Source organism: Chitinophaga caeni (assembly GCF_002557795.1).
Taxonomy (GTDB): domain Bacteria; phylum Bacteroidota; class Bacteroidia; order Chitinophagales; family Chitinophagaceae; genus Chitinophaga; species Chitinophaga caeni.
The window spans coordinates 28,266-54,690 of record NZ_CP023777.1; the positions used below are offsets into that span (position 1 = coordinate 28,266).

Sequence of the window (26,425 nt, forward strand, 5' to 3'; positions counted from 1 at the left end):
TCGCTTGCATAGATTCCTTGAAAATTGTTAAAAAGACTTCCCGGTATTTAAAAATCATCTAATAAAAAATGGGCATCAGCAAGGCTTCAAGCAGTTATACAAATGAATTCAAGTCAATTGTTCTACCGATCTTAACCTCCTCCAAAAATGATTGATCATGCGAAACAATTAGTAAAGTTCCTATATAATCTTTGATGGCTGCTGTAAGTATTTCGATATTTTGTATATCTAAATTATTCGTAGGCTCATCCAATACGATCATTCCAGGGGCCTCGGCACGCATTCCCAAGCAACAAAGCGCTAGGCGCAGGCGCTCACCGCCGCTTAATACCCTGCAAGGTTTATCCCATGCATCCTGCGTAAATAAAAATCTCGCCAAGCGGATCTTGATTTCGTGTTCCTGTAGTTTAGCCTGGTTAAATGCCTGAGCTTGTTGGTATACCGTTAGATGATTTTGTATGAGGGAGTAATCCTGGTCAATATATACCGGCTGGAAGTCAGCTCTATAAACGGTTCCGGCTGTAGGTTCCAGGCTTCCCAATACCATCTTGATGAGGCTGGTTTTACCGGAACCATTTTTACCGACCAATGCAATTCTTTCTCCACTGTTAATATCAAATACAAGGTTTTTTGACCATAAATTTTCCCGGTTATCATATGAAAAGTTAACAGCCTTAGCAGAGAACAGCAATTTCCCTTTATGTAATTTTGAGCTGTCAAAATCAAATTTCATGCTATCGTTTCCCGCCAAAGACTCCCGGCTATCCTTCAATTCTTGCATGATCGATTGCACCTTTTCTTCGTGGATACCTTTCAATTTGGACGTGCTTTTTTCCGCGTTATTTCTCAAGGTATTCATCATAATTTTGGCAACCCCGGCTTTCTCACTTTTCTTTTTCCCGCGGGCATCCAAGCGTTGCTGTCTTTCAGCCGTTTCCCGTTCCACGGCCTTAGCTTTCCTCAGCGCCTTTTCCTTGTTTTTAACGTCTTGCTGCATAGCGTTGTAAGCAATATTCTTCTGCTCTATATAATGATCGTAATTTCCGCCGTAGGTAACAATCTCGCCTTCATGCAATTCATATATCTCTTCAACAAGGTTCAATAGTTTCCGATCGTGACTTACCAGCAAAATTGTCATTTTTGCATTTTGTATAAAATCATACAAGATCGTCCTTGCATCAAGATCCAGGTGATTACTAGGTTCGTCCAATAGCACGATACCTGGCTCATGGATCATAATACCAGCCAAGAATACACGGGTCTTTTGACCACCGCTTAAATCTGACATGGCTGTTTCCAAGCTAAAATCATCCAGCTTCCAATGATGCATGGCCTCACGGCACCTTTCTTCAATGCCCCAATCGTCTTCCAAGGCTGCAAATTGCTCTTCCTCGGTGTTGCCCGAAAGAATTTCTTTAAGCGCCTTTAACCTGGCATCGACACCCAGCGCTTCAGCAATAGATTGATGGTCGTATTGCCCGAAAATCTGCGGTATATAATACAGTTTAGCGTCAATTTTTACAGTCCCGCCAGAAGCTTGTAATTCGCCCGCGATAATCTTTAACAAGGTAGACTTTCCCGAACCATTATTCCCGATAAGCGCGGCTTTTCCGTATTGATTTACAGAGAGATATAAATTTTCAAAAAGAAGATCCTTATTCGGATGGATATAGCTTAGGTTTTGTAATAAGATCATAATTCCTTTCCATTGAACGGTTATAAATTGATGTTTAGCCACCCTTGTGGCTTACCATTGAATGTTTTGAAAGAAATTATATCCTACATGTTGGGTTTTATTGAAGATTTGTGCAAAGGTATGAAAAAAAAATGTAGAGACAAGGGCATGCCTTGTCTCTACAAATGCACCGTGTTTCCACGATAAAAAGGTAATAAATAATCAATTCTTCAAAATCCACATAACACCGTTGGTATTATCACCTTCGGGGTATTGTCTTTTAATAGCAACATCCAAGTTAGAATTATTGTTACTCAACTCATCACTTGGATACAACCAACGGAGCGGGAATTGACTGCTCGGCGTATTCAAGTTGGTATTACTGTTTAACTTGAATACCGGGTAACCCGTCCTACGATTTTCGAACCAGCTATTATAGTTAGGCCCATGGAGGAAGTTAGCTAGATATTTTTGCAAGATGATTTGCGAAATTTGATGCTCCGCGGTACCTGTTAAAGCTACACTGGCAACATAAGTTTGAATATAATTATCATCAATTTTCATGTTATGATGATAATCGCTCACATCGGGAGTATAACTGGCCGTAAACTTCATCGCGTTCGTAATCCCATTGGCATAATATGTTTGCGCCGTTGTGCCGCTGATCCAACCGCGAACGGTTGCTTCTGCCAATACAAATTGTAATTCCTGGTAACTGAACACGCTTACAGGTTCAGCATCTACCAATTGCACGTAACGGTTATTCAGATCTGAATAATCTTTAGACAACCTCATATCCTGCAAAGCCGGGAATGCGTCACTAGGTTCTGCGCCAACATAAGCGTTGTAATCTGTTTCTAATAAACCGCCTTCAATTTTTACCGGGGAAGGTTTAGCGTAATAGAACAAGCGCCTGTCCTGCAATTCTTTTAACGGGTCAATTAAGGTGGCGCTCAGCATCGTGTAATTCGATTTCACGAAAGAGTTACCAGAGCCGGCAGGCACGTCTGACCAAGGGTAATTTTGGCCGGCTTTACTATTATAGGCTAATGCGAAATTATCTTCATAAGATCTCATCAAGGGCCTGTTAGCAACGATATCCTTGAATCGATCGATAACTTTAAGATCGGCATCAGATGTTTTGCGGAACAGGTTCATCAACACGTGCAGTTCGAAACTATTTGTAAGGCGGCGCCATTGATCAACATCTCCGTCATAAATGGGATCACCATCAAAATCAACACCCTGGCTAAATAAAACATTAGCGCTATCCAGTTCATTTAATATGCCGATAAATACGTCCTTCTGTGAATCGTAAACCGGTTTGAGGATATTAGCGGATTCACCTTGTATAGCCTGGCTATAAGGCACATCCCCCGTTCTCATCGTGCACTGGAAGAACTGCCAAGCGCGGATAAAATGCGCCAAGGCTTTATATGATTTACGGGAATCCTCGTCAACGGCATTAGCGATCATCGGGTCGATATTTCTCAAAACGGTCAACTCACCGAATCCCGTTCTTCCCAATTTATTATACTGATTATTCTCTTGTCCCTCTCCCCAGGTGAGGTATTTACCTAGTAAGAAGGGTTGCATAAAGCCCTTGGTAGAGCTAATAGCGCTACGGGTAATGCTTAAAATCATGCCGGTTGCCAGCATCGAGGAACTAACCTCGGTGGTACGGTTCGGGTTCGTATTGATTTCATCAAACTTGGAACAGCTTGCTATCATACCGATGCCGACCGCTACCAGGAGTATATATTTTATGAATCTAATTTTCATACTATTGCTGTTTAAAATTTCGTTACAGATTAGAATCCCACTTTAAAGTTCAAACCAATCATCCTTTGTGATGGGGAGTTCAGGTTTTCATCATCCACATCTGGATCAGAATATTTAAACTTGGTGAACAAGAACAAGTTTTGCGCGGTGAATGCTACGGAAGCATTTTTTATACCGGATTTAGCCAGCATCTTTGCAGGGAAACTATACCCGATAGAAAATTCACGAACTTTCACAAATGATTTCTTCATAGCGCCATAATCGCCACCACGGAACTTCTGCGTGTAATCCTGGTAAGAAACTTCTACATCGTTGTCGGCGTATTTTCGGGTATCGGAAACAATATTTCCGAAATTATCGAAAGTAACGCTACCGGAAACCACTTTCACACCTTTACCTACGTAGTTGGTTAAACCGTTTACAACCTCATCGTAACGGAACTCGTTATCCGTATCCGGATGTGAACCGGTATCATACATCTTATCATTGATATAATTGTACATCAACCCGCCGATACGACCATCGATGTTCAGGCCGATCGTGAAATTGTACACCTTGAATGTATTAATGAAACCAAAACTGAATTTAGGATCGGTATAACCATACACTTTAGCATAATCGCTTCTAACCGGCATACCGTTGTTATGGATCACGTTTCCATCCGGATCACGCAACCAGTAATTGTCAGTATAAACATCTTTCCTGGCATTACGTTTGATCCAGGGTCTTTCAGGCGTATAGGTAGAATCCAAGTCAACGTAATAACGGTGTTGGTTAGACCAGTTTACCATCGTATTCCATTCAAAATGCCTATTCTGAATTACCTTGGCGCCAACCGTCAACTCGATCCCCTTGCGAACGTAGGTCTCATCCGTGTTAACGATCGTAGAACTGAAGCCCGATGAACTCGGAATACTTGGGCTTGCTTTCTGGTTGTAGTAGTATTTATTGAAATATGCGAAGTCAACGGAGAAACGTTTTTGCAACAGGTATAAAGCGGTTCCTATTTCCCATGTTCTTTGAGAACTAGGAGCCAATATTCCCCCTAACAGATTCGAAGGGTAATACGCTGCATTCAAGCTGTTCCAAGCCGCTGTTGTAGTAGAATATAAACGGTTGGTTTCATACACTCCTGCCGGGGTTTTAAAGGTTGCCCAAGAGCCGCGTAATTTCCACATATCAATTGCCCTAGGCATCTTGAAGAACTCGGACATAATTACTGAAGAACCGATAGATGGGTAGAAAAATGCCCTTTCCTCTTTCGGTTGTGCAGAGTTCCAGTCGTTTCTTCCCGTTGCATCGATGAAGACCGTATTTTTCCAACTCAAAGCTACCCTTCCGTACAAGCTGTTCACCTGGCGGGAATAATTACTTGGAGAAATGGTCGGGGCTTCAACCGAACCATTTAAGGAATAGAAAGTTGGCGAAGTTAAACCGTTGCGGGTACTGGCAGATAAAGCTTCATCGACCCAATAATAGATCGTACCACCGGCCATAGCTTCAACGGTCCAATCTTTCAACTTCTTTTTATAATTCAACATCACGTCATCATTAGTGCTCCAGCCCCAGGTCTTGTTGATACTGTAACGGCCTTTAGCGTTCCATCCCCCGCGTGTTGAATAGATATTAGCCGCAGGATTCGTCCATTCTTCCTGGTTAGTATATACATCGTAACCCAAACGGACCAACAAGTTCAGATCCTCCGTGAAATTGTAATTGGCAGTCATGCTGGCATTCACCGTGTTCTGCTTGATACCGTCCAATTTCTCGTAGGCGATCAGGTAAGGGTTATCGTACCAGTTCGTGTACATCCAGTTTTGTGTTTTGTACGGCACTTTCCAATAATTTTTATACTGGCGGATATCGTATTCCGGGCCGGTCCACATCGTCAACTGGTAAATATACCCCTGGTTACCGTAACCGGAACCCCAGATTTGCGGGGAATACCTTTTGCTAATACCAACATGGCTTTCCAGCGAAAATTTATCGCTCGCCTTGATCGTTCCACTCGCTGTAAAGTTGAACATGTTCGCTTTCGCATTCGGGAATTGACCTTTATTATAAATGTGGTTCAAACCTACACGGAAACTACCTTTATCCGTAGCTTGCGATACGCTGATATTATTGTTCGTAACTAAACCCAGCTCCATGAAATTTTTCAGGTTATTAGCGCCTAATGACTTCAACGGGCGGTCGTCCTCGAACTGCATCGTTTCAGGATTCCAGTCCCTGGCTGTTAAGCCGATATCCAATTTCGGTCCCCAAACATAATCGTTATCGATCTGGCCATTTTGACCGCGACCATAAGAATGCTGTGTTTCCGGGATCGCGAGAAAACCGGTTTGAAGCATGGTATTGCTGTTGATATTAACAGCCAAACCACCACTGCTACCTTTCTTCGTGGTAACTAAAATTACCCCACCCGAAGCCCTGGAACCGTATAACGCGGAAGCGGTCGGGCCTTTCAGCACATCGATACTTTCAATATCATCAGTGGGTACATCTCTTAAAGTCATATTACCATAAGGAACACCATCAATAACTAGCAGGGCGCTTTCACCGCGGAGTTCGATCGTAGGTTTCGCAAAAAACTCAGTCGAGTTTTTAATCACCAAACCGGATACTTGGCCGGTCATAGAAGTAGCAATATCCACGCCCTTTACAGTTTGAACTTGCTCTCCCCCCACGCGCTGCACGGCATAACCTAATGCCTTTTCCTGGCGTTTAATACCAAGCGCCGTTACTACCACCTGGTCTAGCGAAACCGTGGATTCCTTTAATACGATGTTTAAATTAGTTTGCCCCTTGATGGCAACTTCGATCGTAGCATAACCGATCAAGCTGAAAATCAGCACATCCCCATCCTTAACTTGATCCAATGAAAAGGCGCCGGAAGCATCCGTAGTGGTTCCCCTGGAAGTACCTTTCAGTTTCACGATCACACCGGGTAAAGGGTTACCGAGGGAATCTTTGACTACACCTTTAATAATCGCTGCGGGAAGATTCAGCTCTGTTTGTAATTGCATCATCTTCTCCGTAGCCTTGCGATCGTACTTGATGATGTACAGCTTGTTATTAATTCTTTTACACATCAAGCCTAAGGGCATGATCGCTTCATTCAGCTTATCATCGACATTGGAAAGGGTAAAATCATTTAGTTTGGGAGCAATAAACTCCTTTCCTTTTACCAGGTTTGTATTATAACTGAAACGGATATCGAACTTCGATTCCAGCGCAGATATAAATGAAACAAGGGAAACGGTATTAGGTTGCTCGCTGTGCCCCGAGGCTTGCGCCCGGGAAATGAAATACTTCGGTAGACAGCATGACATAGCCAGCACCATTACCAGCTTCGTGCTGATTGATTTAATTCTTTTCATAATTAAATTTTGCTTGTTAGCTAAAGGGACTAGTAAGTTTTGATCAGAATTTGATTGTCTCGGAACGTGATTTTTAAATTAAAAGTTTGCTCTAATGTCGCGATGGCATCACCCAGGTTGTTGGTAGGTAAATAGCCTGTAAACAATTGTTGACCTATCAATTCGTCATCCAAAGCATAGGTCAACCCGTACTTGCTGGCCAAGGTATCCAATACCAACTGAAGTTTAGCAGCCTGGAATGATGCCAGGTTGTGCTTCCAGGAAGTGTAATACAAGGTATCGACATTCCTGTTCTTCAATTGACCACGATCATCGAGGTAAGCCATTTCTCCCGGTAGCAGGGTTACTTTTTCATGACCTGCATGAACATTCACCGCCCCGGAATTTAGGACTACGGTGGGGCGGGTACCACGGGCATCGACATTAAAGGTGGTGCCTAATACTTCTACCTGCCAATCCTTACCGGTATGTACTAAAAACGGCTTATCCACCCGGTGTAATACCTCGAAGAAGACCTCTCCTTCCATCCATACTTCCCTTTTTGGCGCCTCGTTGAACCCATGTAATACCTTTACCGAACTGTTCTGGTTAAGGTGGAGCATCGTTCCATCGTTTAATGAAATGGTTTTTACTGTTGTAGTTTTGTTTTCATAAATTTCATATCGAGGTTTTTGGTTTAAAAAAATCCATCCTAAGCTCCCTAATATTATGATAGGAAGTATGATAGCTGCAATTCTCAAACCCTTACTATACCAAGGCCTGGTTACGGATCCAGGGATCGGCACTTCCCAGAGTACCCGGTTAAAAATACTTTCAGCTTCCCCGCTTTCCATCCTGAGCAAATCGGCCTGGCCAACAATTTCTTCCACTTCCGGCATCATGTCCAAATCTGCCCCCGATGATGTGGAAAGAAAATGTAGCAACGCTTCTTTTTCCTCGGGACTAGCGGTTCCTTTCGAGTATTTTAATAATAATTGCTTGATATAATCCCGGTAATGCTCCATGAAATTCTTTGCGCTATAATAGTATTACGATCGGGAAGGCCGATCGTACGATCCTGGTTGGAAATTTTTTTAACTTTTTTTTATGATGGTAGATATGGCAATAATTATAATGGCAGTATCGACATGCTGGTATAGGTATTGGCGGATGAAACGGGATGCTTTTGAAAGTTGATCTTTGACAGTGTTAGAAGATAATCCCAAGAGGCAGGCGATTTCCTGGTTGGTAAGCCCATCCAATTTGCTCAATTTATATATCTGGCGGCGTTGCACCGGCAGGTTGTTGATGGCATTCATGCGGATTTCTTCCAATTGCTTGGAATGGATATGTTCGTTTACCTGGTCCGTCGCTTCTTCGTAATGCGCCAGGAAATGATGGCGGAATTTCTCATCGTGGACCGACTTCCTGAGCGCATCAAATACTTGGTTCCTTGCTACTTTATATAAGAAAGCCTTGATAGAATAGGCAGGGTTTAAAGTTTGTTGATGAATCCATACCTTCATAAATACGTCTTGCACCACATCTAATGCGAGCTCCCTAGAACCCGATAACTTCATCGCGTAGGTAAATATTTGGTTACTGTACCTTTCGTAAAGTTCCTTAAAAGCCGCCTGATCGTTACCTATGATTCTTTTACATAATTCTTCATCCGTCGTTAGCATCATGAACACAATGATTTTGGTGAATATAAGATCACTTTAACCCAGAAAGTATCTTGGCTGTGCACAAAGATAGAACACAGTTAGCCGGTCTAAAATCCAAACGGTTGAATTAAAATAAATATAACACGTAGCCCACCCATTTCTACTATAAATATATTCAAAGAAGCGAATATTCTAATTTTTTAGGGTTATTATTTACAGTTATTAATAAAAAATGGGGGCAAACGCTTTAAAAAAGCAAAAGATGTTGCAACTTACATCAACAGGTATTATAATATTTAAAATTGAATCATGTATTTACTAGATCTTGGTCATTTCCCAGGCCAAGGTTTTTGATAAGCTCGTGATATCCTTTCCATTAATAACCCGCTTGGGAAATCCCAGCCCGGTTAAAGCGATCATCGCGGTCGCCAATTCTTCCATCGTGCAAAAGCCGTTAGGAAAAAGAGCGCGGCCCAGGGGGAATGTCCAATTTATATAACGGTAAAATTTGTGCGTATGTTTCAAACCCTTTATAGGCCTAATAAATCCGGGACGCATTCCAAAAGCTTGCCTGAAAGGCAACTTAAACAAATCATTTTCCGTTTTGCCCTTGATCCTCGCCCAGGCAAGTTTACCATTTTCGCTGCTATCCGTTCCTTGCCCCGATACATAACAGAAGGTCATGGCCGGGTTTAGTTCGCATAATACTTTGGCAAGCGCCATCGTCATCGTGTAAGTAATCTTATAATAACTTGCCGCATCTATACCCACAGAAGATATCCCCATGCAATGAAAACAAGCATCATAACCGCTCAAGCGGTTCTTAAGGCCGGAGAAATCATAAAAGTCCTGGTGAATAATTTCCTGCAATTTTGGATGGTTGATCCCGCTTGGCTTCCTGTTAATTATTAACACTTCCTTCACCAAGGGATGTTGCAGGCATACATGCACCACACCTTCCCCCACCATGCCCGTTGCCCCAGTAATGATAACTTTGATTTCATTCATATAAAATAACATTACGTCCTTCGATTGGTTAAATATACATCGTTGAAATATAAAAACGTCCGTTACATGACATAAAGGCAATATAAAGTCACCAGGTTGCAGCACATGTTAACATTTCGCTAAAAATAGTCATGGCTTTACCAGTTCTGTCGATATCACCGAATATTCTTTCAGAATTATTGAAATCTTCTTTAATTTGTAGGCAACCATCGATGAATAAATTAATAACCGTGCAAAGACGATGGGAGTGTTGTTTTTAATGTGAACATATGACCTTTAGTATCTTATTGACGATTTTTTTGGTTTTGTTGAATGGTTTTTTCGTGGCCGCGGAATTTGCGATCGTTAAAGTTCGGGCTTCCCAGGTGGGTAGCGCCAAGAATGTTCCGGGCAAGATCGTAAATAATGCCAAGCAGATTGTTGATAACCTGGATGGCTATCTGGCGGCAACGCAGCTAGGTATTACTTTGGCCTCCCTCGGTCTAGGTTGGGTGGGTGAGTCGGTAACGACACAGATCATCCTCAATGTCATGGATTTCTTTCACTTTTCAATGGATCCGGCTACAGCGCATAAGATTGCCGTTCCCGTTGCATTTCTATTCATCACGATCTTACATATCGTATTTGGCGAATTGGCGCCAAAGTCGTTCGCGATACGCAAACCGTTGCCTACTACATTAGTGGTGGCCGTTCCCCTCAGGATTTTCTACTTCGTGTTCAAACCCTTTATCTGGCTATTAAACGGTATGGCCAACTTGTTATTAAGGGTGATCGGCATCGAGCCGATGAGCGAGCACGAGATACATTCCGAAGATGAATTAAAGTTGATCATCTCCGAAAGCCAGGAAGGCGGTGCTATCGAAGCCAGTGAGCGCGAGCTGATTCAAAATGTTTTCGATTTTGACGACAGGAGAGTGAAGGATATCATGGTACACAGGAAGAACGTTGTCGGCTTGAACATTGACCTGCCTTTTGATGCATTCGTGAACGAGGCGCTCAATGAAGGATATTCACGTTACCCCGTGTTCAAGGGCTCGATCGATGATTTGGAAGGGATTATCAATACAAAAGATCTGTACGCCGGTGTTCATAATAAAACGATCAAATCCCCGATGGATATCATGCGTCCAACATTCTACGTTCCGGACAGTATGAAGATCAAAGATTTGTTACGCACCTTCCAGCAAAAACACCAACAATTAGCCGTAGTTACCAACGAGTTCGGTGATACGAGCGGCATTGTTACCATGGAAGATATCCTTGAAGAATTGGTGGGAGAAATACAGGATGAGCACGATCATGAACCTCCCGTGGTACAACAAACAGAGCATAATGTATTCGTTGTGGATGCAGATGAAAACATCGAGGAACTGAATAAACATTTGCCGGCCTTATTACCCACCAGCAGTCATTACAACACTTTGGCAGGGCTGATAGCTTACCGTTTGGAAGAAATTCCGCATGAAGGGCAGCAATTGCAAGTCGGCAACTATAATATTACGGTGACGAAAATGTCTAAAAGTGCCGTGGAAACGGTACGCATGTCTTACAAGAAATAAAAAACCCGACCAACTGTAAGAACAGTTAGCCGGGCATTATGTACAGCTATTACCTCCTAATGAACTTGTTCACCGACAGCTTCCGCTACTTCGTTTAATGAAATCCCGGATTTATCCATTTCTTCCATAAACTCTTTAGCCCAGTAATCGATCGTGTAATGGCTCACCGATTCGTACAAACGTTTCATACGGATCTGGCGTTCCTGCGGATCCATAACGAGCGCTTTCAACAAGCTTTCCTTCATGGACTTCCGATCGTAAGGATTGGTGAACACGGCATGCGGCATCTCGACTGCGGCGCCGGCAAATTCCGACAGCACCAGGACACCATCTGCATTTTTATTAACACCCTGGGCGGCCACATATTCTTTCGCCACCAGGTTCAAGCCATCTCTCAGCGGGGTGATCCAAGCCACATCGGACATCGCGTAATACGCCACGATATCTTCGAAAGGCATCGCCCTGAAGAAGAAATGTATCGGTGTCCAATCCATACGGGAGTACTTCCCGTTGATCTTTCCAACCGCCTGTTCCAATTCTACCTGGATGCGTTCATAGATCTTCATCCCGCTTGAAGGCGGGGTGCAGATATTTATCAGCTCCACTTTTCCGCGGAATTCAGGGTATTCATCCAAAAATTGTCCGAAAGCCTTAATTTTTTCGAGCGGTCCTTTCACATAATCCAACCTTTCTACGCTCAGGATAATTTTCTTACCCTCGGTTTGAGATCTTAACCGCTTGATAAGATCACGGGTATCATCTTTTTCCACCACTTCCTTGATATACTTGGCATGAATCCCTACAGGATTGGCTCCTAACCTTACAATACGCCGCCCCGTATCAATTTCCGTGGTCATTTTATTGATACCCATAGCGCAGCTATAGGTCAGGTAGCGGGGAGCGCAATTTACCTGTTCGCGGATGGCAACATTCATCATGCTGCGCACCACGTCTACGAAGTTTTCAACATACCTTGGGATATGGAAAGAGATATAATCGCATTGCAATAAGCTGCTGATGATCTCCGTGCGCCAAGGAATCACGTTAAAAGTGTTGGCAGCAGGGAAAGCGGTATGATGGAAAAAACCGATTTTGAGATCGGGTCTTAATTGCCTTAAATAGCCGGGCACCATCCACAAATTGTAATCATGCACCCAAACGGTAGCGTTCGGCTCCGCTTCTTCGGCAGCTTTTTCAGCGAATAATTTATTTATTTTAAGATAATGTTCCCAATGTTGATGGTTGAACTGCACCTTATCTATAAAAGAAAAGATAGCTGGCCAGAAAGCTTCCTTGGAGAATAATTTATAGAAGACCTCCACATCGCGTTGATTCAATAGCACCGGACTTCCTACCAGGTTTGGATATTCCTCTTCATCAATTTTAAAGTTCGGCGCTTTCGCCTTTTTATCCTTCGTTTCTTGCCAGGCCACCCAAACACCGGAACGACCACCTTTAAAAAAGTTTGTTAAAGTAGGTAGTATGCCATTAGGACTTTTCGGGGGCACTTTCATCATTTGCCCGTTCACTTCTTTCATTTCGAAAGGGAAACGGTGATAGAGCATCATCAACTGGTCGGAGGGAGTTTCATCATCCAGGTGGTATTTATCTTTTTTATCTTTCTTAAGGAAAGGATCGAATTCTTTGAAATGCTGCATCGCTTCCAAGATACCGCCTGCGCCGGCATCCTCAGCTTGGTAAACATGGTCGAAATCCGCCGTAGCCTCTGCTAAGGCAGGTTCGGGATTTCCAACAACCACGCCTTTAAAGCCGGCATTATATAATGACAGGTCATTGAGCGTATCCCCGGCCACCAGCACCCTTTCCGCGGGTTCTTGCAGCAGGTTGATCAACTGTTGCAAGGTGCTGCCTTTATTCACATCTTGCGGCAATACATCGAGGTATCTACCCGCAGAAACGATGATATCACAATGTAACTTTTCTTCTATGAATGCAACTTTTTTCTGGATATCAGGATCATCGAAAAAGTAAGAGCAACGGCGTTGTTGCGGTACCGGCTGAACCACGAGATCATTCACTCCCTTCATCATTTCAGACACCACTCTCCTACCGGGCCATTTCAGCTCGATATTGTTTTGAATAGGCTGCACCGGTTCCAATGTAAAACCATTGAGAACGGTAGCACCCACATCGCAAATTATATAATCAGGTTTAGGGATTACCGGGTCACTTAACAGCGGTAAAACACTTTCTACACCACGACCCGTAACAAAAATCAATCTAAAATCCTTGTTCTTTCGAATCAGGCTATACAAGCGCTCTTTACTTCTTTCGCTGCCGCCTAAAAAAGTTCCATCGAGGTCTGTAGCTAGTATCATAATTTTAATTTAAAGGTTAACGAAACCGCGAAAGTTCCGCATAAAAGAATGTTAGTAGTATTACCAACATTTATATTTATAGGAGCGAATGCTCCAATAGCTGAAATTCTAAATAAGGGGATGCGTGATTGTAGAGTACGCGGTACATCGCGGCAACGATGGGCATATGCACATCGAGCTTTGTCGCGATCTGGTATATTCCCTTCACGGCGTAATACCCTTCGGCTACCATGTTCATATGAGCCTGGGCCTCGGGGACGGGGTAACCACGGCCGATCATTTTACCGAACGTCCTGTTACGGCTAAATTCGGAATATGCGGTTACAAATAAATCGCCAAAATAGGCAGATTGCGTAAGATCACGGGGTATATCATCAACGGCTTGCAGGAATTGCTTTACTTCACGCAGCGCGTTACTGACGAGAACGGCGATAAAGTTATCCCCGTAATTCATTCCCGTAGCGACGCCCACGGCGATTCCTACCACGTTTTTCAATATGGCTGCGTATTCGACCCCAATCGGATCATAATTCGCAATGGCCTTGATATGGTGTGACTGTACCCAACCGGTTAGTTGTTGTACAATTTCTCGATCCTTTCCGGCGATCGTCATGTATGTTTTCCGATCGAGCGCGATTTCTTCCGCGTGGCAAGGACCACCGATCACGAACACATCTGATGTTGGAATATTAAAGAACTGCTGCAAGAAAGTTGACGGCACGAGATTCTCGGCACCTACAACCCCCTTGATAGATACAATAACTTTTTTCCCCTCGAAATTAAATTCCTTCCAGTCGGCAATGGTAGCTGCTAAATAGGCCGAAGGCACAGCAAATAATATGTAATCTGAAGCGTCAATAGCCTCTTGTGCATGGTGGGTAGGATAAATATTATCGCGATTGAGCTCCAGGAAACTAAGATAGTTGCGATTCCGCTTGTGCTGTTTAAAGTATGAAACGTTCTCCTCCGATCGGAGTAACCAGGTGATTTGGAGCCCACCCTCTGCAAATATTTTCACTAATGCCGTTGCCCAACTACCACCGCCTACAATCGTAAGCCGTGTCGAATTGGTCAATGTTGTCCGTTTTAATGAATTAATATATTGAGCGATGCAAAGATACGAATAAATACCGGGGTAACGAACGGATTCGGGTGACAACTTGTCCCAAATCGCGCCAATTAGACGCAATTAATTATAATATAAAAACAAATTATTATTTATTATCTAATATAAACAAACTAATAATATTGATATATAAATATTTGTCCTATTTCTCGCGGGTAAAATTAACATCATCCAACTTCATTGAATTTGTAGCTAGCTGATGGCTTGCGCAGCCACTCAATTGCCTTTAACATTGATGACCCTTGAATGCACTCTACCGTAACCATTCAGCACCATTTTACCCGGGTATAGCTCCACGGTAGCATAGGCGTTCTGACCAGCCGTTTCCACCATACCTTCTATAACAATGCATGGTATCCCGGCGATGAGACAGTAGGCCCCTTCGTGGTGGTGACCGGCAATCAAAGCCTTTACACAACTGAACTTTGAGACCGTCGCCACGATTTCTTTTTTATTCAAAGCCGTTAACCCATCTGCGCAACCCATCGGGTGATGGGAGAAAATAAGCACGTACTCCCCCTTCTCCTGCGAGGCTTCCAATTCTTCTTTCAACCATTGCACCTGTTTACTACTGATACCGCCGTTGTAAGCGGCCGCATTATGCCCTCCTTCCTTCTTAATTTTTTCGAACATACTTTTAAGTTCGGGTTCTTTCCAAGTACCTTCCACGTTAGAATAACTGGCAACCTCGTTGGTATTCAGTAGAACAAATTTCCAGTTCCCCCTTTTAAATGAATAATATTCACCTGGCATTTTAAGTTTTTCATACAATAAGCGGTTATCCTTCAAACCGCTATAATCGTGGTTTCCCGGGGTATTATACAGCGGTTGCTCCAGTTTATCCAGGATATGTAGCACCGTATCTAGATCTTTTTGATCCCGATCGATCACATCTCCCATATTAATTGTAAACTCTACATCTTTTGAATTAATGTCCCCCACGCAGCTTTCCAGCTTAGAGAGTGAGTTCCTGTAAAAGCGGCTTCCTTTCGTATCACTATCAGCATACTGTATATCACTTAATAAACCGAAACGGATCAATGGTTTTCCTTGCTGCGCGGTGCAATCCAAAAGCAAAACCATTCCCAACAAGCTACAAATAAGAAATTTTTTCATGAGATGTTCCCCGGGGTATTCCCTGTTTTTAAGTTATTCTCTATATAAATCTTCCTTTCCAATAACTGTGCAAGATTCCCATGTTGTTTTCATCGAATTAATAATGAAAGCCCGGAATAATAGTAATATAAACATAATTGTAACGCTTTACAACACTATACCTATCCCGGTTCCAAAAAATGGTAGGCAACCTTAAAATAGTTGCCTGCCATTACCCGATATTCTTATTATTACCCAAGTTACATTACTACTTCCCCGTTACCCGCCAACACATTCTCCTGTAGCTCCTTGATCGTCATATTATATAATACGCTGTGCCTATTATTAACCCTTTGAACGAGGTGTACATGGGCGATGAAGTTTTGTACGACCTGGATTTTATCGCTCGGCGTTACAACGAGTAATTGTAAATGCAATTGTTTACATAATTCCATGAGGTAGGTCGCCTTCTCCTCATCCTGGTTGCTAAAACTTTCATCTACAGCGATAAACCTCAGGCTGCGCGCGTTCTTACCTTCCCTGGTAATGCCAAACTGGTAAGCAATAGCGCTACATAAGATCGTATAAGTCAACTGTGCTTTTTCTCCCCCGGAGAGCTGCCCCATTTGGCGGTAGGTCTTCTTCACTTCGCCGGTGTCGCGGTAACGTTCGTCAGCCCAAAATTCGAACCAATTTCGAACATCCATCACGCGGCTACGGTAAGCTTCGTTTTCATCGAGCAAAGAAATGAGCGGCGCCACTTTCTCTTGGAAATGCATCGCTTTATTTTCAAAAGACTCCTGTTGCCAATTGGTGGTTTGGGGTAAAGCATCGAGCAACCTGTTTTTAAATTCCTTGATCTCCGTACCGGAGGGAACCGGGCGTTTGCCAAGTTCGATATACGTTTCCGGGTGCCTGTTAAAGTTGATACCTTTTAATGATTCGTTCAACTTCTTGATATTATTATTGATATCGCGTTCCCATTTCTCGATTTCTTCGTTTAAACCACCAATTTTATAGGTGATGGTAATATTAATATAGTTTTCAAAATCCTTTTTATACCGGGGTAAGTTTTCTGTTACCAGGCGATCCAACCATTCTAAATATTCACCCGCATGCTGCGCATCATCGGAGAGAGGCTGCACATCCGCTAGCCAGCCCGGGAATTGCTGCAACAACTCGGGCGAAGGATTTTTTAGTTTGCCGATAGCCCTGTCCAACAACACTTTTTCCTTGTACTCATCTTCCGCGCTGCGCTTCAAGGACTGTTCCTTGTCCTGTTTTAACTGCTGGTAGACCCGGTCGATATTCTGCAAATTCAATTCACCTAAATCCGCACCATGCTGCTGTTGGAACTGCAACAAAGCATCTTTATCCCCATCAGTAACATGTTGCAACAATGCGGACAACATTTCCTGTTGTGACAGCATCGCTTGGATTTCCTGCTGAACGAGCGCTTCATCACGGATCAGTTGCGTATGCTTTTCGTTGGTGGCATCTTTTTGCGACTTCAATTCTTGCAATTGCAATTTCAACGCATCCAGTTCCTTATTTTCTTTCCGTAAAGACGCTACCTGCTCATGTAACTTATGGATTTGCTTTTGAATTTTGGCAACATCCAATGCATCGTAACCCGGCAGCTCCTGCAAACGGCTCAAGGCATAAAATTGCTTTTGTAAACGTTGGGAACGGTGTTTACAAGTTTGCAACATATCATTAGCGCTTTGCAGGTCATCCCCTAACTTGTTCCTTTTCAGTATAAGCGCTTCTTTCTTTTTCTCGTTATTCCATCCCATCACGTAGCGGGAAGGATCATTTTTTTCTTGGCGATCGTCTTTTTCATGCCGATCATAATTCTTTATCAAGCCATTGATCGTGATCGCTTTATCGTATTTTCCCAGGAGTTTTTCATTCTCAACACAAACGTGATCAAACTGTTGGATGACCTGGTGTTTTACCCATTCAGCCAACTTATTACTAGGATGAAATTCCAGTTTATGATACACCGTATCTTCACCCGGAACCAGCATGATTACATCATCATGAATACGGTTAAAGACGAGGCGTGTACGGAGGTTATTATTGTTTACGTAATGCGTTACCTTTTTGTAATATTTATCCGGGACCAGTAATCGCAAGGCAAATGAATGCAGCAACTTTTCCAATGCAGGCTGCCAGTCTAACTCTTCCGGCGCCACTTGCATCAGCTCTCCCGCGAAAAGAATTTCGTTCGGATCAACTTTCAGCGATTGGCAAATCTCTTTCCTAAGATTTACCAAGTGGGGTGGAATATTATTCTTCGATTGATGCAATAATTCGATCTCCTTTTCCAACTCTTCCTTACCGGACAGGGCCTTTTCCTTCGTTCTTTTCGCATCGTATTCATCTTCATCGTTAAGGCGTTGTTCGTGTTCCAGTATTTTCGATACCCTACCCGCATCTTTTATAATCCTGTTGAATGCAGCTTCACTATTAACCTCCTTCTCCTTTAAAGGCAATGCTTGGCACCAGTCATGAACAATTTGCAATTGTTGCATGGCAGCTTCCCTGGATTTCTCAAGGTCGATGATATCCTTTTCTAACTGCTGCACCACTTGCCCCGCCTTATTTTTCTCCACCAGGTTTTGTGCGGATCTTTCCTTTTCGAGCAATACATCTATCTCATCGCGGGTTCCGGCCAAGCGCTTGGAGATCAATTTCAACTCTTTGGCATTCGCTTCCAACCCTTCAGCCAACAGGGCATTCTTGGTATAGCTATTCCAGATTACCGCGGTATCCAGTTGCTGCTGAAGTTGTTTAGATTTATCGCGGTGGTGGCTGTAAGCATGATAATGATCCTTGATCTTTTCAAGCATTTCTATTTGCACCGCCGTTTTATCGATATTTCTCTGGGCATCGAGCAAGGTGGTAAGATGACCTTTCAGCTCCTGGAATTGATCTTCCATATTACGCGGTTCCAACATGTGGGTACGGATAAATTCATCCAAGTTCCCCAGCACCTTGATACCCACGGTTTGGTTGAATAATTGCAGCGCCTGCGCACTTTGCATTCCCATTACATCCACCATCCGGGCAGCGTATTTGCTGGCGGCATCAAACCATTCCACCAGTTTACGGTTGCCTTTATTGTACCTTTGCTCTAGGCGCTTTTTCCAGGCATTATTGAAATCGAAAGGCGTAAAATCATCCCCGATGTGCAGTTCACGGTGCGAAATACCGAAGACCCGCTTCATATCTCCATTTGAAAAATAACGTACCTGGAACAAGGTTACATCCTGTTCGGCTTCATTTGCAAAGTTGGCTAACAGGATACTGTAAGTCTCCTCCTTCTTTTCCCTTAAATAAAGTGATTTCGTGGTACCGTTGGCTTCGTTATTGACCGTACCGTAACCACCCATTACGTAAGACTCTTCCGTACGATCCCCTTTTTTCTCGCTGCCGCTGCTTTGGTTATAAAAGCGGTAACGTTTCTCTGGCACCACCAGGGTTAGCAGGGCATCTATAAAAGTTGTTTTACCGCTACCATTGCTACCTGTGAGCAAGCTCGTATCGCCGGCAGGGTTAATTGTATGTATTTGTTCATCAAAGGTTCCCCAGTTATAGACTTCCATGAACTGTAAGCGGAAACCATTCTTTTCACTATCGGTACTAAATACGTTCAGTTGCATAATTCCTTTTTTGAATCCGGCTATCAATTTTGTGCTGCCGCTGCTTGTTCTTTCCTTTCTTGAAGTTGTTGCTGAAATTGATCCAGCACATCGCCGTCAACTTTTGCTTTAATCATCTTCCGGATACGGAACTTCTGTTCATCGGGGTGCTCCAGGTGTTCTACTAATTGCAAGAAACCATGTTCTTCCATCTTGTCGATCAGTCGATCGATCTCTTTGAGGAATTTAATCCTACTGGCTTGCTCTTTAAAAAACAGTTCCGCGTATTCCTTGATCTCGATACGCTTCTTGATCAATTCCCTCGTGGTAGCTTCGCTCAATTCAAATTCTGCGAGCATTTCCCTCAGTAATACCAGCATTACACTTTCTTCGTATGTAAATGTTCTGCGTTGCATCCAAGTCACTTCAGCCGCATCTTCTCCGTTAACTAAATGCTTCAGGTACGCGTAACCGTCTTGTTCATCCACGACTAAAATTAAGCCGAGTTGTTGTAAGAAGCTAGCAAGTTCATGTTGGAATTGCAGCAACTTTTCCCAGTTGCTTTTATCAAGATACTCTAATGGCCCTTTCAGCAATTTCACGATAATGCCGGCATAGGGTAATATTTTCTGGTTCGAATTCATCTTTTCTGGCTCTTATTTTCCGAACAACAGGTATGGCACCTCGATAAACTTGGTAGCTTCGCTATTGAGCGGTATATGTTCAGTAGTGTTATTAACGATATATGCATGTGCGGCTTTATCTTTCAGGAAGCTGAAGTAAGCGATTATATCAGCTAATCCATTTTCAAGCGGGTGAACTTCCAGCACTTCTTTCAGGGTAGCTGTTTGTTTGGAGATCAATACTTCCTGGACCCTGCCCCACAATATTTTCTTATCAACATGCCGGGTGTTCAACATCTTGCCCAACCTTTCGAAATCAGCAACTGCCTTGTGGGCATCCGCCGGCTGGCGGGCTTCTTGAACGGTATTTTTCTGTTCCAGCGATATTTTCCGGTCCAATGTCATCTTAATTTCCACGGCATCTTCCCATTCCATCCCGCAATTCACATCATCTTCTTCCATCAGTTCAAACACCAGTTCCTTAATTTGTCCAATCTGCTTGCGGAGTCTCCGGTGCCGCGCAATCTCCCGTTCCGTAACGATGCGGCTCAACTTTTCTGCCATCTTATCATTCGATTCGTAAACTGCCTTCCCTTGTTCCAACAGCATCGACTTGATATCTGACAAGAAATGTTCATCGCAATCTATCTGGCGATCCCGTAAAATTTCGAGTAATTTCCCCGTTAGTTCGCGCCATTCTTCTTGTCCTGCCCTGGAAACCAAAAAATCCCAGAAGGCATAAAAACTTTTGCCTTGGTTGCTACTTCTCAAGGCATCGTATGCTTCGAAGGCGAAGCCCAAGATATCCCCTTTATGGTAAGATTCCTTGGTATGTTGTTCTACGATGGCACGGTGGATCTGTTTAAAATTATCCTCTACTTCCCTAAAATCGCTGATCAACGTGTAACAGAGTTGCGTAAAAAGTTCCAGGCGTTCCGAAACCTGCGCATTATTATACCGGTCGGGGACCACGCCTAGTTCCAAAGCCTTGATTTCCTTATCAAGTTCAGCCCTTTTCTGCTTAAGGGTTTCGAGGCGCTTGGCACGGTCATCCTCCGTATTTTCAACGATATCGCGAAGGGAATTGAACAGGAGTTTGAAACGGCTTTCCGTACCGACATGCTGGCGCAATTGTAATGTTTGTACCCATTGAAATACTTTCTCCGTATGGGCAGAAAGTTGGTAAATCGTGCTTCCATCGCTGGCGGGCAGGTCTTGCAAGAGACGGCGCTGCACCCATAACTGTATATATTTCCGGCTACGGGAAGCATCATCCTCCCCGAAAGCAAAGATAACATCTTCCGCATCTTCCAAGCCGCCGTCCTGGTTGGCTAAAAGATCTGCCAATACCTGTACCAATTCATTTCCCGGGATTGAAAACCTATTTTCCTCCTTGAACACGCCGAATAAAAAGGGTAAAACCCAGTGAGCATTGCGCATGCGGAGCATTTGCAATGCCGGGGAAGCGTTGTACAAGGATGAAAACTCTTCTTTTGTCATAAAATTCCTATCTCCTATTTTGGGTGTAAACTAGGAAAAAAAAGACGTTTCTATCCTCCCCCGGCAACCTTGTGGAAAACTTGTGAAATTCGGGGAAAAGACTGCTGACTATTCATCATTGTACTGTAAATTCGGTAAGGGCTTGATCTTATCGCGGTTACCTGAGAAGGAGTAATACCAAAACCAGCGCAAGGTATGATTCATATCGTATTGATAGCCGGAAGACTTTTGCTGATAAACAAGCATATATCCCAGGTCATACGACCAGCCCCTGCCCAAGCTTTGCCGGATGCCTGCAAAGGCGCGGAATTGATCGAATACATTGTACACGATCGCTTTCCCGAATTGCACGGCTACTTCGTTGGCCAATGAGATTTGTGGTACCAGGGGCTTTTTCGATACCGGGATCGTGGCGCTAATCAAGTAACGGAAGCGGTTGCTGAAGTTAAAATCACCGGTCGATTTATCATCCTGCAATGCTTCCCGCCAACGCTGTTCGCTCCGGAAACGGTTAAGTATCGAAACGCTGCCCACCTTGGAAGAATAGGCTATTTGCTCGTACCAGCGATTTTCATCGGCAAATGTTTTATAACCCGGTGTTGTAGGCGCCAACCACAGGTGTGCATAGCCCATGATAAAAGAAAGTTGATCATTGACCCAATAGCCTGCCCCGGCCCTGGCGAAGTAGAAACTGGGCCTCTCCAGGAAATCCGTCCGCCGGACGTGGATATCTCCAACAGCCCCGAAATGCTTGGAAATCCGGAAAGTGGAGTTTATGCTGAACCAAGTTTGTTGTTGATGGTTTATGACCTTTTGTTGTTGCGCGTAAACATGGATGGGTAATGATAGTAACAGTAACAATTTTCTCATACCAAGATATTTTCCAATTGGATTACAATCCTACCGGGCAGAATGTTCAGTTTTGGAATGGCGGAAAATAAAAAAGCTACCGATAGAAATCGGCAGCTATATGCTGTTACGAATCATTTTCATAACAAAAACCAACCATGTAATACTATGTCGCGTACTGTTTCAATCAATAAAATCTTTACGCCGTACCTTTCAAAATCTTATTCCAATACAACCATGGCAGCACCTTCGTTTTGAGCAACCACATGCTGTAACGTTCCTTGGCCTGGTTAAAAGGAAAAGTTTCCACCGGCTTATTATTATAATCAAATTCAGCCAAAACCAACTTTCTATAACCTGTAACCAGTGGACAAGAACCGTAACCGTTGTACTTTTCCGTGGCGGTACCCCCATCTATTGCTTGTAGTAAATTTCCTACCAATACCGGTACTTGTTTCCTGACCGCAGCCCCAGTCTTGGCATTGGGGGTGCTAGTCACATCTCCACAACCGAAAATATTTTTAAATACCCGGTGTTGCAATGTTTCCTTGTTCACATCCAACCAACCCAATTCATTACCAGGAACAGCCAAGGGACTGTTCTTTATAAAATCGGGCGCCGATTGCGGCGGGGTAATATGTAGCATATCAAACGGTTGCTCAACCTGGTGAAGTAGGCCGTTATTATCTTTATATTCAAAAACAGCTACTTGTTGACTTCCTTTAACTTCCACGAGGTTATATCCAAAATGCGGTTTGATGCCGTACCGATCAATTACTTTGTTCAATACTTCGGCATATTTCTTTACACCAAAAATCATGGAGCCACCGGAATAAAAATGCACTTCGGCGCTTTTGAGCAAACCATGTTTCCTAAGGTAATCCGCCGCCAAATACATAATTTTCTGCGGGGCGCCACCACATTTTACGGGAGTGCTGGGGCTGGTAAAAATAGCCTTGGAAAAAGGTTTCAGTGATTTCAAGACCTTCCAGGTGTAAGGCGCCGTATCAAAGGAATAATTACTACAAACACCATGCTTCCCAAGGCTTTCCTTCAACCCTTTTATTTTGTGCCAATCTAATTGGATTCCCGGCACCACGACCAAGTAATCATATTTTATGGACCGGCTTCCTTCTATATGTACAAGATTATTACCAGGATCAAAGCCTTGGGCTTTAGCCTTGATCCAAGCAACGCCACTAGGCATGACAGCCGCTTCCTCCCTCACGGTTTTATTGATATCAAAAACACCGCCGCCAACCAATGTCCAAGCAGGTTGGTAATAATGCTTAGAGGAAGGTTCTATTATCGCGATATCTAATTGCTTCCGTTTACGAAGCAATTGCGCCGCGATAGAGATCCCGGCATTTCCACCTCCCACGATGACAATTTGATAATGTGATTTCATAATGGATGATTTTATGAATACTAACAATCAGCATTCAAATCAAAAATAGATATCTAGCGGGACTGGGAATGTGACTAAAGTCACGGGACAGGACCAGCGGGTTAAAACCATTCATTATTTAAAGGGAAAACATCTATTATTTCAACAATTGCCAGGTCATATAAATTTCATTATCTTTACTCGCAGCAGAGTTTTCCATTGTTGATTCGTTTTTCTAAACCAATCGTTTTACCCTTAAAATACTTTTACATGCCTACCAAGTTTGAAATCCGTCCGAAGGGGCGTATTACGCTAGTTGGTATCGAAATTATCCTTACAAGTATATTATCTGCTATAGCCCTAGATAAAAACTACGGATGGGATACCTTTACAACTGTTATCGTTTCAATAATAAGTGCCTTATTTATTACGGCATTATTCTTCAACTGGAGAATTTTCCGGTACTTTTTTTCGGTAATATTCTCATTGGCATGGGGATTTATAGCATATATGATAGCAGAAAATTTCGGGGCGCCCAGTATTACATGCTGGATCACGGTGGTATTGGCCGCAGTTATTGCTTTGAGTCTACATATCGATTATTTTAGGTTCGAGAAAAACCCCGATTAGTACATCATGTGGCAGAAATTGTTATATTTAAAACATGCCCGGTAACCAGTACACATATTCGAGGTTCATCTATGCAGATGCAGATAAAATCTACCGCGCATTAACCGAACCCGGTGCTTTGAAAACCTGGAGGGTACCCGGCGAAATGACGGCAGCCATCCACTCTTTCCAATTAAAAGTAGGCGGTGGGTATGAAATGTCGTTATTTTACCCGGGTAACGATACTTTAAATACCGGTAAAACACGTGGAAAAGAAGATCGTTTCATAGCGCGGTACCTGTCTCTCGAAGTAAATAGAAAAGTTACGGAAGCTATCAGGTTCGTTACTGATCAACCGGGGTTTGAAAAGGAAATGATCATGGAAATTGAATTGTCGCCAAGGGCAAACGGGACAATGGTCAGCATTACTTACAAGAACCTTCCAGAAGTAATCAACCCCGAGGACAATGAAATAGGCACCCTTTCGTCATTAAAAAAACTGGCTGCATATGTTGCGTAATAAATATCATTTAAGACCATCAAACTACCTTTCTAAAGTGATACTGATCAATTTATTGACAAAATTTCATTTGCACGATAAGCTTTAACGTACAGCTATTTACACATGAAAACCATGGCGCATTACGCAAGCGTCATTTTCAATTAAAATTTTAGAAAAAGTAACCACGGAAAACTAATTGAAATGCAGCACCGTATTGAAAACCAGGTTATGTTCATGATGCGCAGCCGCTTGCTGGAGCGGTAATTTCCTTACAAATAGATATCCAAGCTCAATAGCAACATGTTGCCCAAATCCTTTCTGTACAGAGAAACTTGAGCGCGCCTGATCAAAAAAATAAGCCCGGTTTACGCCATGGATATTCCATAAATACTCCTGCTGGAGAAAGAACCTCAACTTATCATTATATAAATATTTCAGGCCGATACCCTCCCTTGCCCTTATGGTATTACGCGATTCATCAAAAATACGGTATTCAAATAATGATCGATGCGTCAACCTCAAACGGTTGATAATAGGAATTTTAAATAAAAATCCTGCACTAGTTCTATATTCAGTAATAGGTAATTTAGCAAACGCCGCCTCCTTGTTAATAGCGGGAAAGGATCTATAATAAGCAAACGGTGACAAGTTGATATCAAGGAATGATTTCCAATGATAATAAATCCATGGTCGAATAGAAAGCAGTTGTTTACTATACAATGGGTTATCGCTTCCGGATGTTGATTGACGGCGATGCTGAAACTCCAGGTCGGACTGCCATTTATTGGAAATATTATAAGAAGCAGTGGCCCTGAACCAAGTATTCCATTTTTGTTGTGCGGAGAGATCTGTAAGGAATTGAATCAGCAATAAAATTGTAATGGATATAATCATGGTAAACCTTGCCATCCAGATATATTTTTGAAGGCAAAATTGATGAAGATGAACGAATTAGGCCGTGATCATGGTCACAGTAAAAAAGTTTCCTGGCATCATATTTTTCGATTATCTTTAAAGGAATTAATCCCTAATACCTTTAACCTTGAATAACGATTTCCATAAATTATACCGGGGATACAGCAATGCAGCATTAATTAATATCCTGCAAAATCCCGAGCAGTACCCGGTAGCGGCAGTAGATGCCGCCAATGAAATTCTTGAAGAAAGAAACATCCCTTCCGATGAGCATCTGGATCTTTTTTTAGAATCCGAAATTAGCAAGGGTGAGCGCCCTTCGTCAATAAGCTTTCAAGAGCTTTTCCAAGGAAATATTTTAAAATATTTCAAAAAATTACTGGCACCGGTAACGGACAAAAATGATAGAATTTTAATAATTATTTTCCTCTCTATCTTCACCATAAATTTTTTATACCTTTTATTTATTTATATAAGATCAATATACACTTTCATCGCATTACCAGTAAGTAATAATGCAATAGGCTCTAATAGCACCATACTATTAATAACCTCGATAACCCAATTATCATTGGCAATCCTGTTAATACTTTTGATTTATACGAGGAGGCGCTGGGGTTGGATATTAATGTTTGCAGGCGCGCTTTATAGTTGTATTATATCCGGAACAACGGTAAATGAAAGCCATTTATATTCCAGAAATGCCGGCGTCATGATATTCGCGCTATTGTTAAATGGCGTAATAGCCTTCTTGCTATCAAGGAAAGCACTGTTAAGATTTTA

The 26,425-nt window shown here is 42.8% G+C and carries 18 protein-coding genes; 3 read left to right on the forward strand and 15 right to left on the reverse strand.

The window, feature by feature from the left end; translation table 11 throughout:
- Nucleotides 1–94 precede the first annotated feature (94 nt).
- The 6 genes from COR50_RS00125 to COR50_RS00150 all read right to left on the reverse strand — a co-directional run bounded on the left by COR50_RS00125 (nucleotide 95) and on the right by COR50_RS00150 (nucleotide 9,491).
- Nucleotides 95–1,696 carry an ABC-F family ATP-binding cassette domain-containing protein gene (locus COR50_RS00125; protein ID WP_098196036.1) on the reverse strand — a complete coding sequence of 534 codons (1,602 nt, stop codon included), beginning with the start codon at nucleotides 1,694–1,696 and terminating at the stop codon, nucleotides 95–97.
- A gap of 201 nt (nucleotides 1,697–1,897) precedes the next feature.
- Nucleotides 1,898–3,457 carry a SusD/RagB family nutrient-binding outer membrane lipoprotein gene (locus COR50_RS00130; protein WP_098192082.1) on the reverse strand — a complete coding sequence of 520 codons (1,560 nt, stop codon included), beginning with the start codon at nucleotides 3,455–3,457 and terminating at the stop codon, nucleotides 1,898–1,900.
- Nucleotides 3,458–3,486: 29 nt separating this feature from the next.
- Nucleotides 3,487–6,837, reverse strand: coding sequence for a SusC/RagA family TonB-linked outer membrane protein (locus COR50_RS00135; RefSeq protein ID WP_098192083.1), 3,351 nt, complete (start codon nucleotides 6,835–6,837; stop codon nucleotides 3,487–3,489).
- 29 nt (nucleotides 6,838–6,866) lie between these two features.
- Nucleotides 6,867–7,841 (reverse strand): FecR family protein, encoded by a 975-nt coding sequence (locus COR50_RS00140; RefSeq protein WP_098192084.1) that lies wholly within the window; start codon nucleotides 7,839–7,841, stop codon nucleotides 6,867–6,869.
- A 69-nt stretch (nucleotides 7,842–7,910) separates the two neighbouring features.
- Nucleotides 7,911–8,504 carry an RNA polymerase sigma factor gene (locus COR50_RS00145; RefSeq protein WP_098192085.1) on the reverse strand — a complete coding sequence of 198 codons (594 nt, stop codon included), beginning with the start codon at nucleotides 8,502–8,504 and terminating at the stop codon, nucleotides 7,911–7,913.
- A 297-nt stretch (nucleotides 8,505–8,801) separates the two neighbouring features.
- A complete protein-coding gene (locus COR50_RS00150) occupies nucleotides 8,802–9,491 on the reverse strand; it encodes an NAD-dependent epimerase/dehydratase family protein (RefSeq protein WP_098196037.1) in 690 nt (229 codons plus the stop codon).
- Between the two features lie 269 nt (nucleotides 9,492–9,760).
- Here COR50_RS00150 and COR50_RS00155 point away from each other — a divergent pair, with 269 nt between their 5' ends.
- Nucleotides 9,761–11,050 (forward strand): hemolysin family protein, encoded by a 1,290-nt coding sequence (locus tag COR50_RS00155; RefSeq protein ID WP_098192086.1) that lies wholly within the window; start codon nucleotides 9,761–9,763, stop codon nucleotides 11,048–11,050.
- Between the two features lie 56 nt (nucleotides 11,051–11,106).
- Here the strand turns inward: COR50_RS00155 and ggpS are convergent, their stop codons facing one another.
- The 8 genes from ggpS to COR50_RS00195 all read right to left on the reverse strand — a co-directional run bounded on the left by ggpS (nucleotide 11,107) and on the right by COR50_RS00195 (nucleotide 23,637).
- Nucleotides 11,107–13,389 carry a glucosylglycerol-phosphate synthase gene (gene ggpS / locus COR50_RS00160; protein ID WP_098192087.1) on the reverse strand — a complete coding sequence of 761 codons (2,283 nt, stop codon included), beginning with the start codon at nucleotides 13,387–13,389 and terminating at the stop codon, nucleotides 11,107–11,109.
- 76 nt (nucleotides 13,390–13,465) lie between these two features.
- The gene (locus COR50_RS00165; protein ID WP_198405739.1) at nucleotides 13,466–14,464 is read right to left on the reverse strand and encodes an NAD(P)H-dependent glycerol-3-phosphate dehydrogenase; all 999 of its coding nucleotides are present in this window, start codon (nucleotides 14,462–14,464) and stop codon (nucleotides 13,466–13,468) included.
- A gap of 267 nt (nucleotides 14,465–14,731) precedes the next feature.
- On the reverse strand, nucleotides 14,732–15,631 hold the full coding sequence (locus COR50_RS00170; RefSeq protein WP_098192089.1) for a metallophosphoesterase: 900 nt from the start codon (nucleotides 15,629–15,631) through the stop codon (nucleotides 14,732–14,734).
- Nucleotides 15,632–15,870: 239 nt separating this feature from the next.
- Nucleotides 15,871–19,278, reverse strand: coding sequence for an ATP-binding protein (locus COR50_RS00175; protein WP_098192090.1), 3,408 nt, complete (start codon nucleotides 19,276–19,278; stop codon nucleotides 15,871–15,873).
- A gap of 23 nt (nucleotides 19,279–19,301) precedes the next feature.
- Nucleotides 19,302–19,901 (reverse strand): DUF4194 domain-containing protein, encoded by a 600-nt coding sequence (locus COR50_RS00180; protein ID WP_098192091.1) that lies wholly within the window; start codon nucleotides 19,899–19,901, stop codon nucleotides 19,302–19,304.
- Nucleotides 19,902–19,913: 12 nt separating this feature from the next.
- Complete coding sequence (locus tag COR50_RS00185) at nucleotides 19,914–21,380, reverse strand: DUF3375 domain-containing protein (protein ID WP_098192092.1); 1,467 nt, start codon at nucleotides 21,378–21,380, stop codon at nucleotides 19,914–19,916.
- Between the two features lie 108 nt (nucleotides 21,381–21,488).
- Nucleotides 21,489–22,250, reverse strand: a complete 762-nt coding sequence (locus COR50_RS00190; RefSeq protein ID WP_098192093.1) for a DUF2490 domain-containing protein — start codon at nucleotides 22,248–22,250, stop codon at nucleotides 21,489–21,491.
- Nucleotides 22,251–22,428: 178 nt separating this feature from the next.
- A complete protein-coding gene (locus COR50_RS00195; RefSeq protein ID WP_098192094.1) occupies nucleotides 22,429–23,637 on the reverse strand; it encodes an NAD(P)/FAD-dependent oxidoreductase in 1,209 nt (402 codons plus the stop codon).
- 249 nt (nucleotides 23,638–23,886) lie between these two features.
- On the opposite strand from COR50_RS00195, the gene COR50_RS00200 reads away from it, so the two are divergent.
- Together COR50_RS00200 and COR50_RS00205 are read left to right on the forward strand one after the other, a co-directional pair.
- Nucleotides 23,887–24,246: a hypothetical protein gene (locus COR50_RS00200; RefSeq protein ID WP_098192095.1), complete on the forward strand. Its 360-nt coding sequence runs from the start codon at nucleotides 23,887–23,889 to the stop codon at nucleotides 24,244–24,246.
- A gap of 34 nt (nucleotides 24,247–24,280) precedes the next feature.
- Nucleotides 24,281–24,745, forward strand: coding sequence for an SRPBCC domain-containing protein (locus COR50_RS00205; protein ID WP_098192096.1), 465 nt, complete (start codon nucleotides 24,281–24,283; stop codon nucleotides 24,743–24,745).
- Nucleotides 24,746–24,919: 174 nt separating this feature from the next.
- Here COR50_RS00205 and COR50_RS00210 read toward each other — a convergent pair whose 3' ends face one another.
- Nucleotides 24,920–25,636: a DUF2490 domain-containing protein gene (locus tag COR50_RS00210; protein WP_098192097.1), complete on the reverse strand. Its 717-nt coding sequence runs from the start codon at nucleotides 25,634–25,636 to the stop codon at nucleotides 24,920–24,922.
- Between the last annotated feature and the right edge of the window lie 789 nt (nucleotides 25,637–26,425).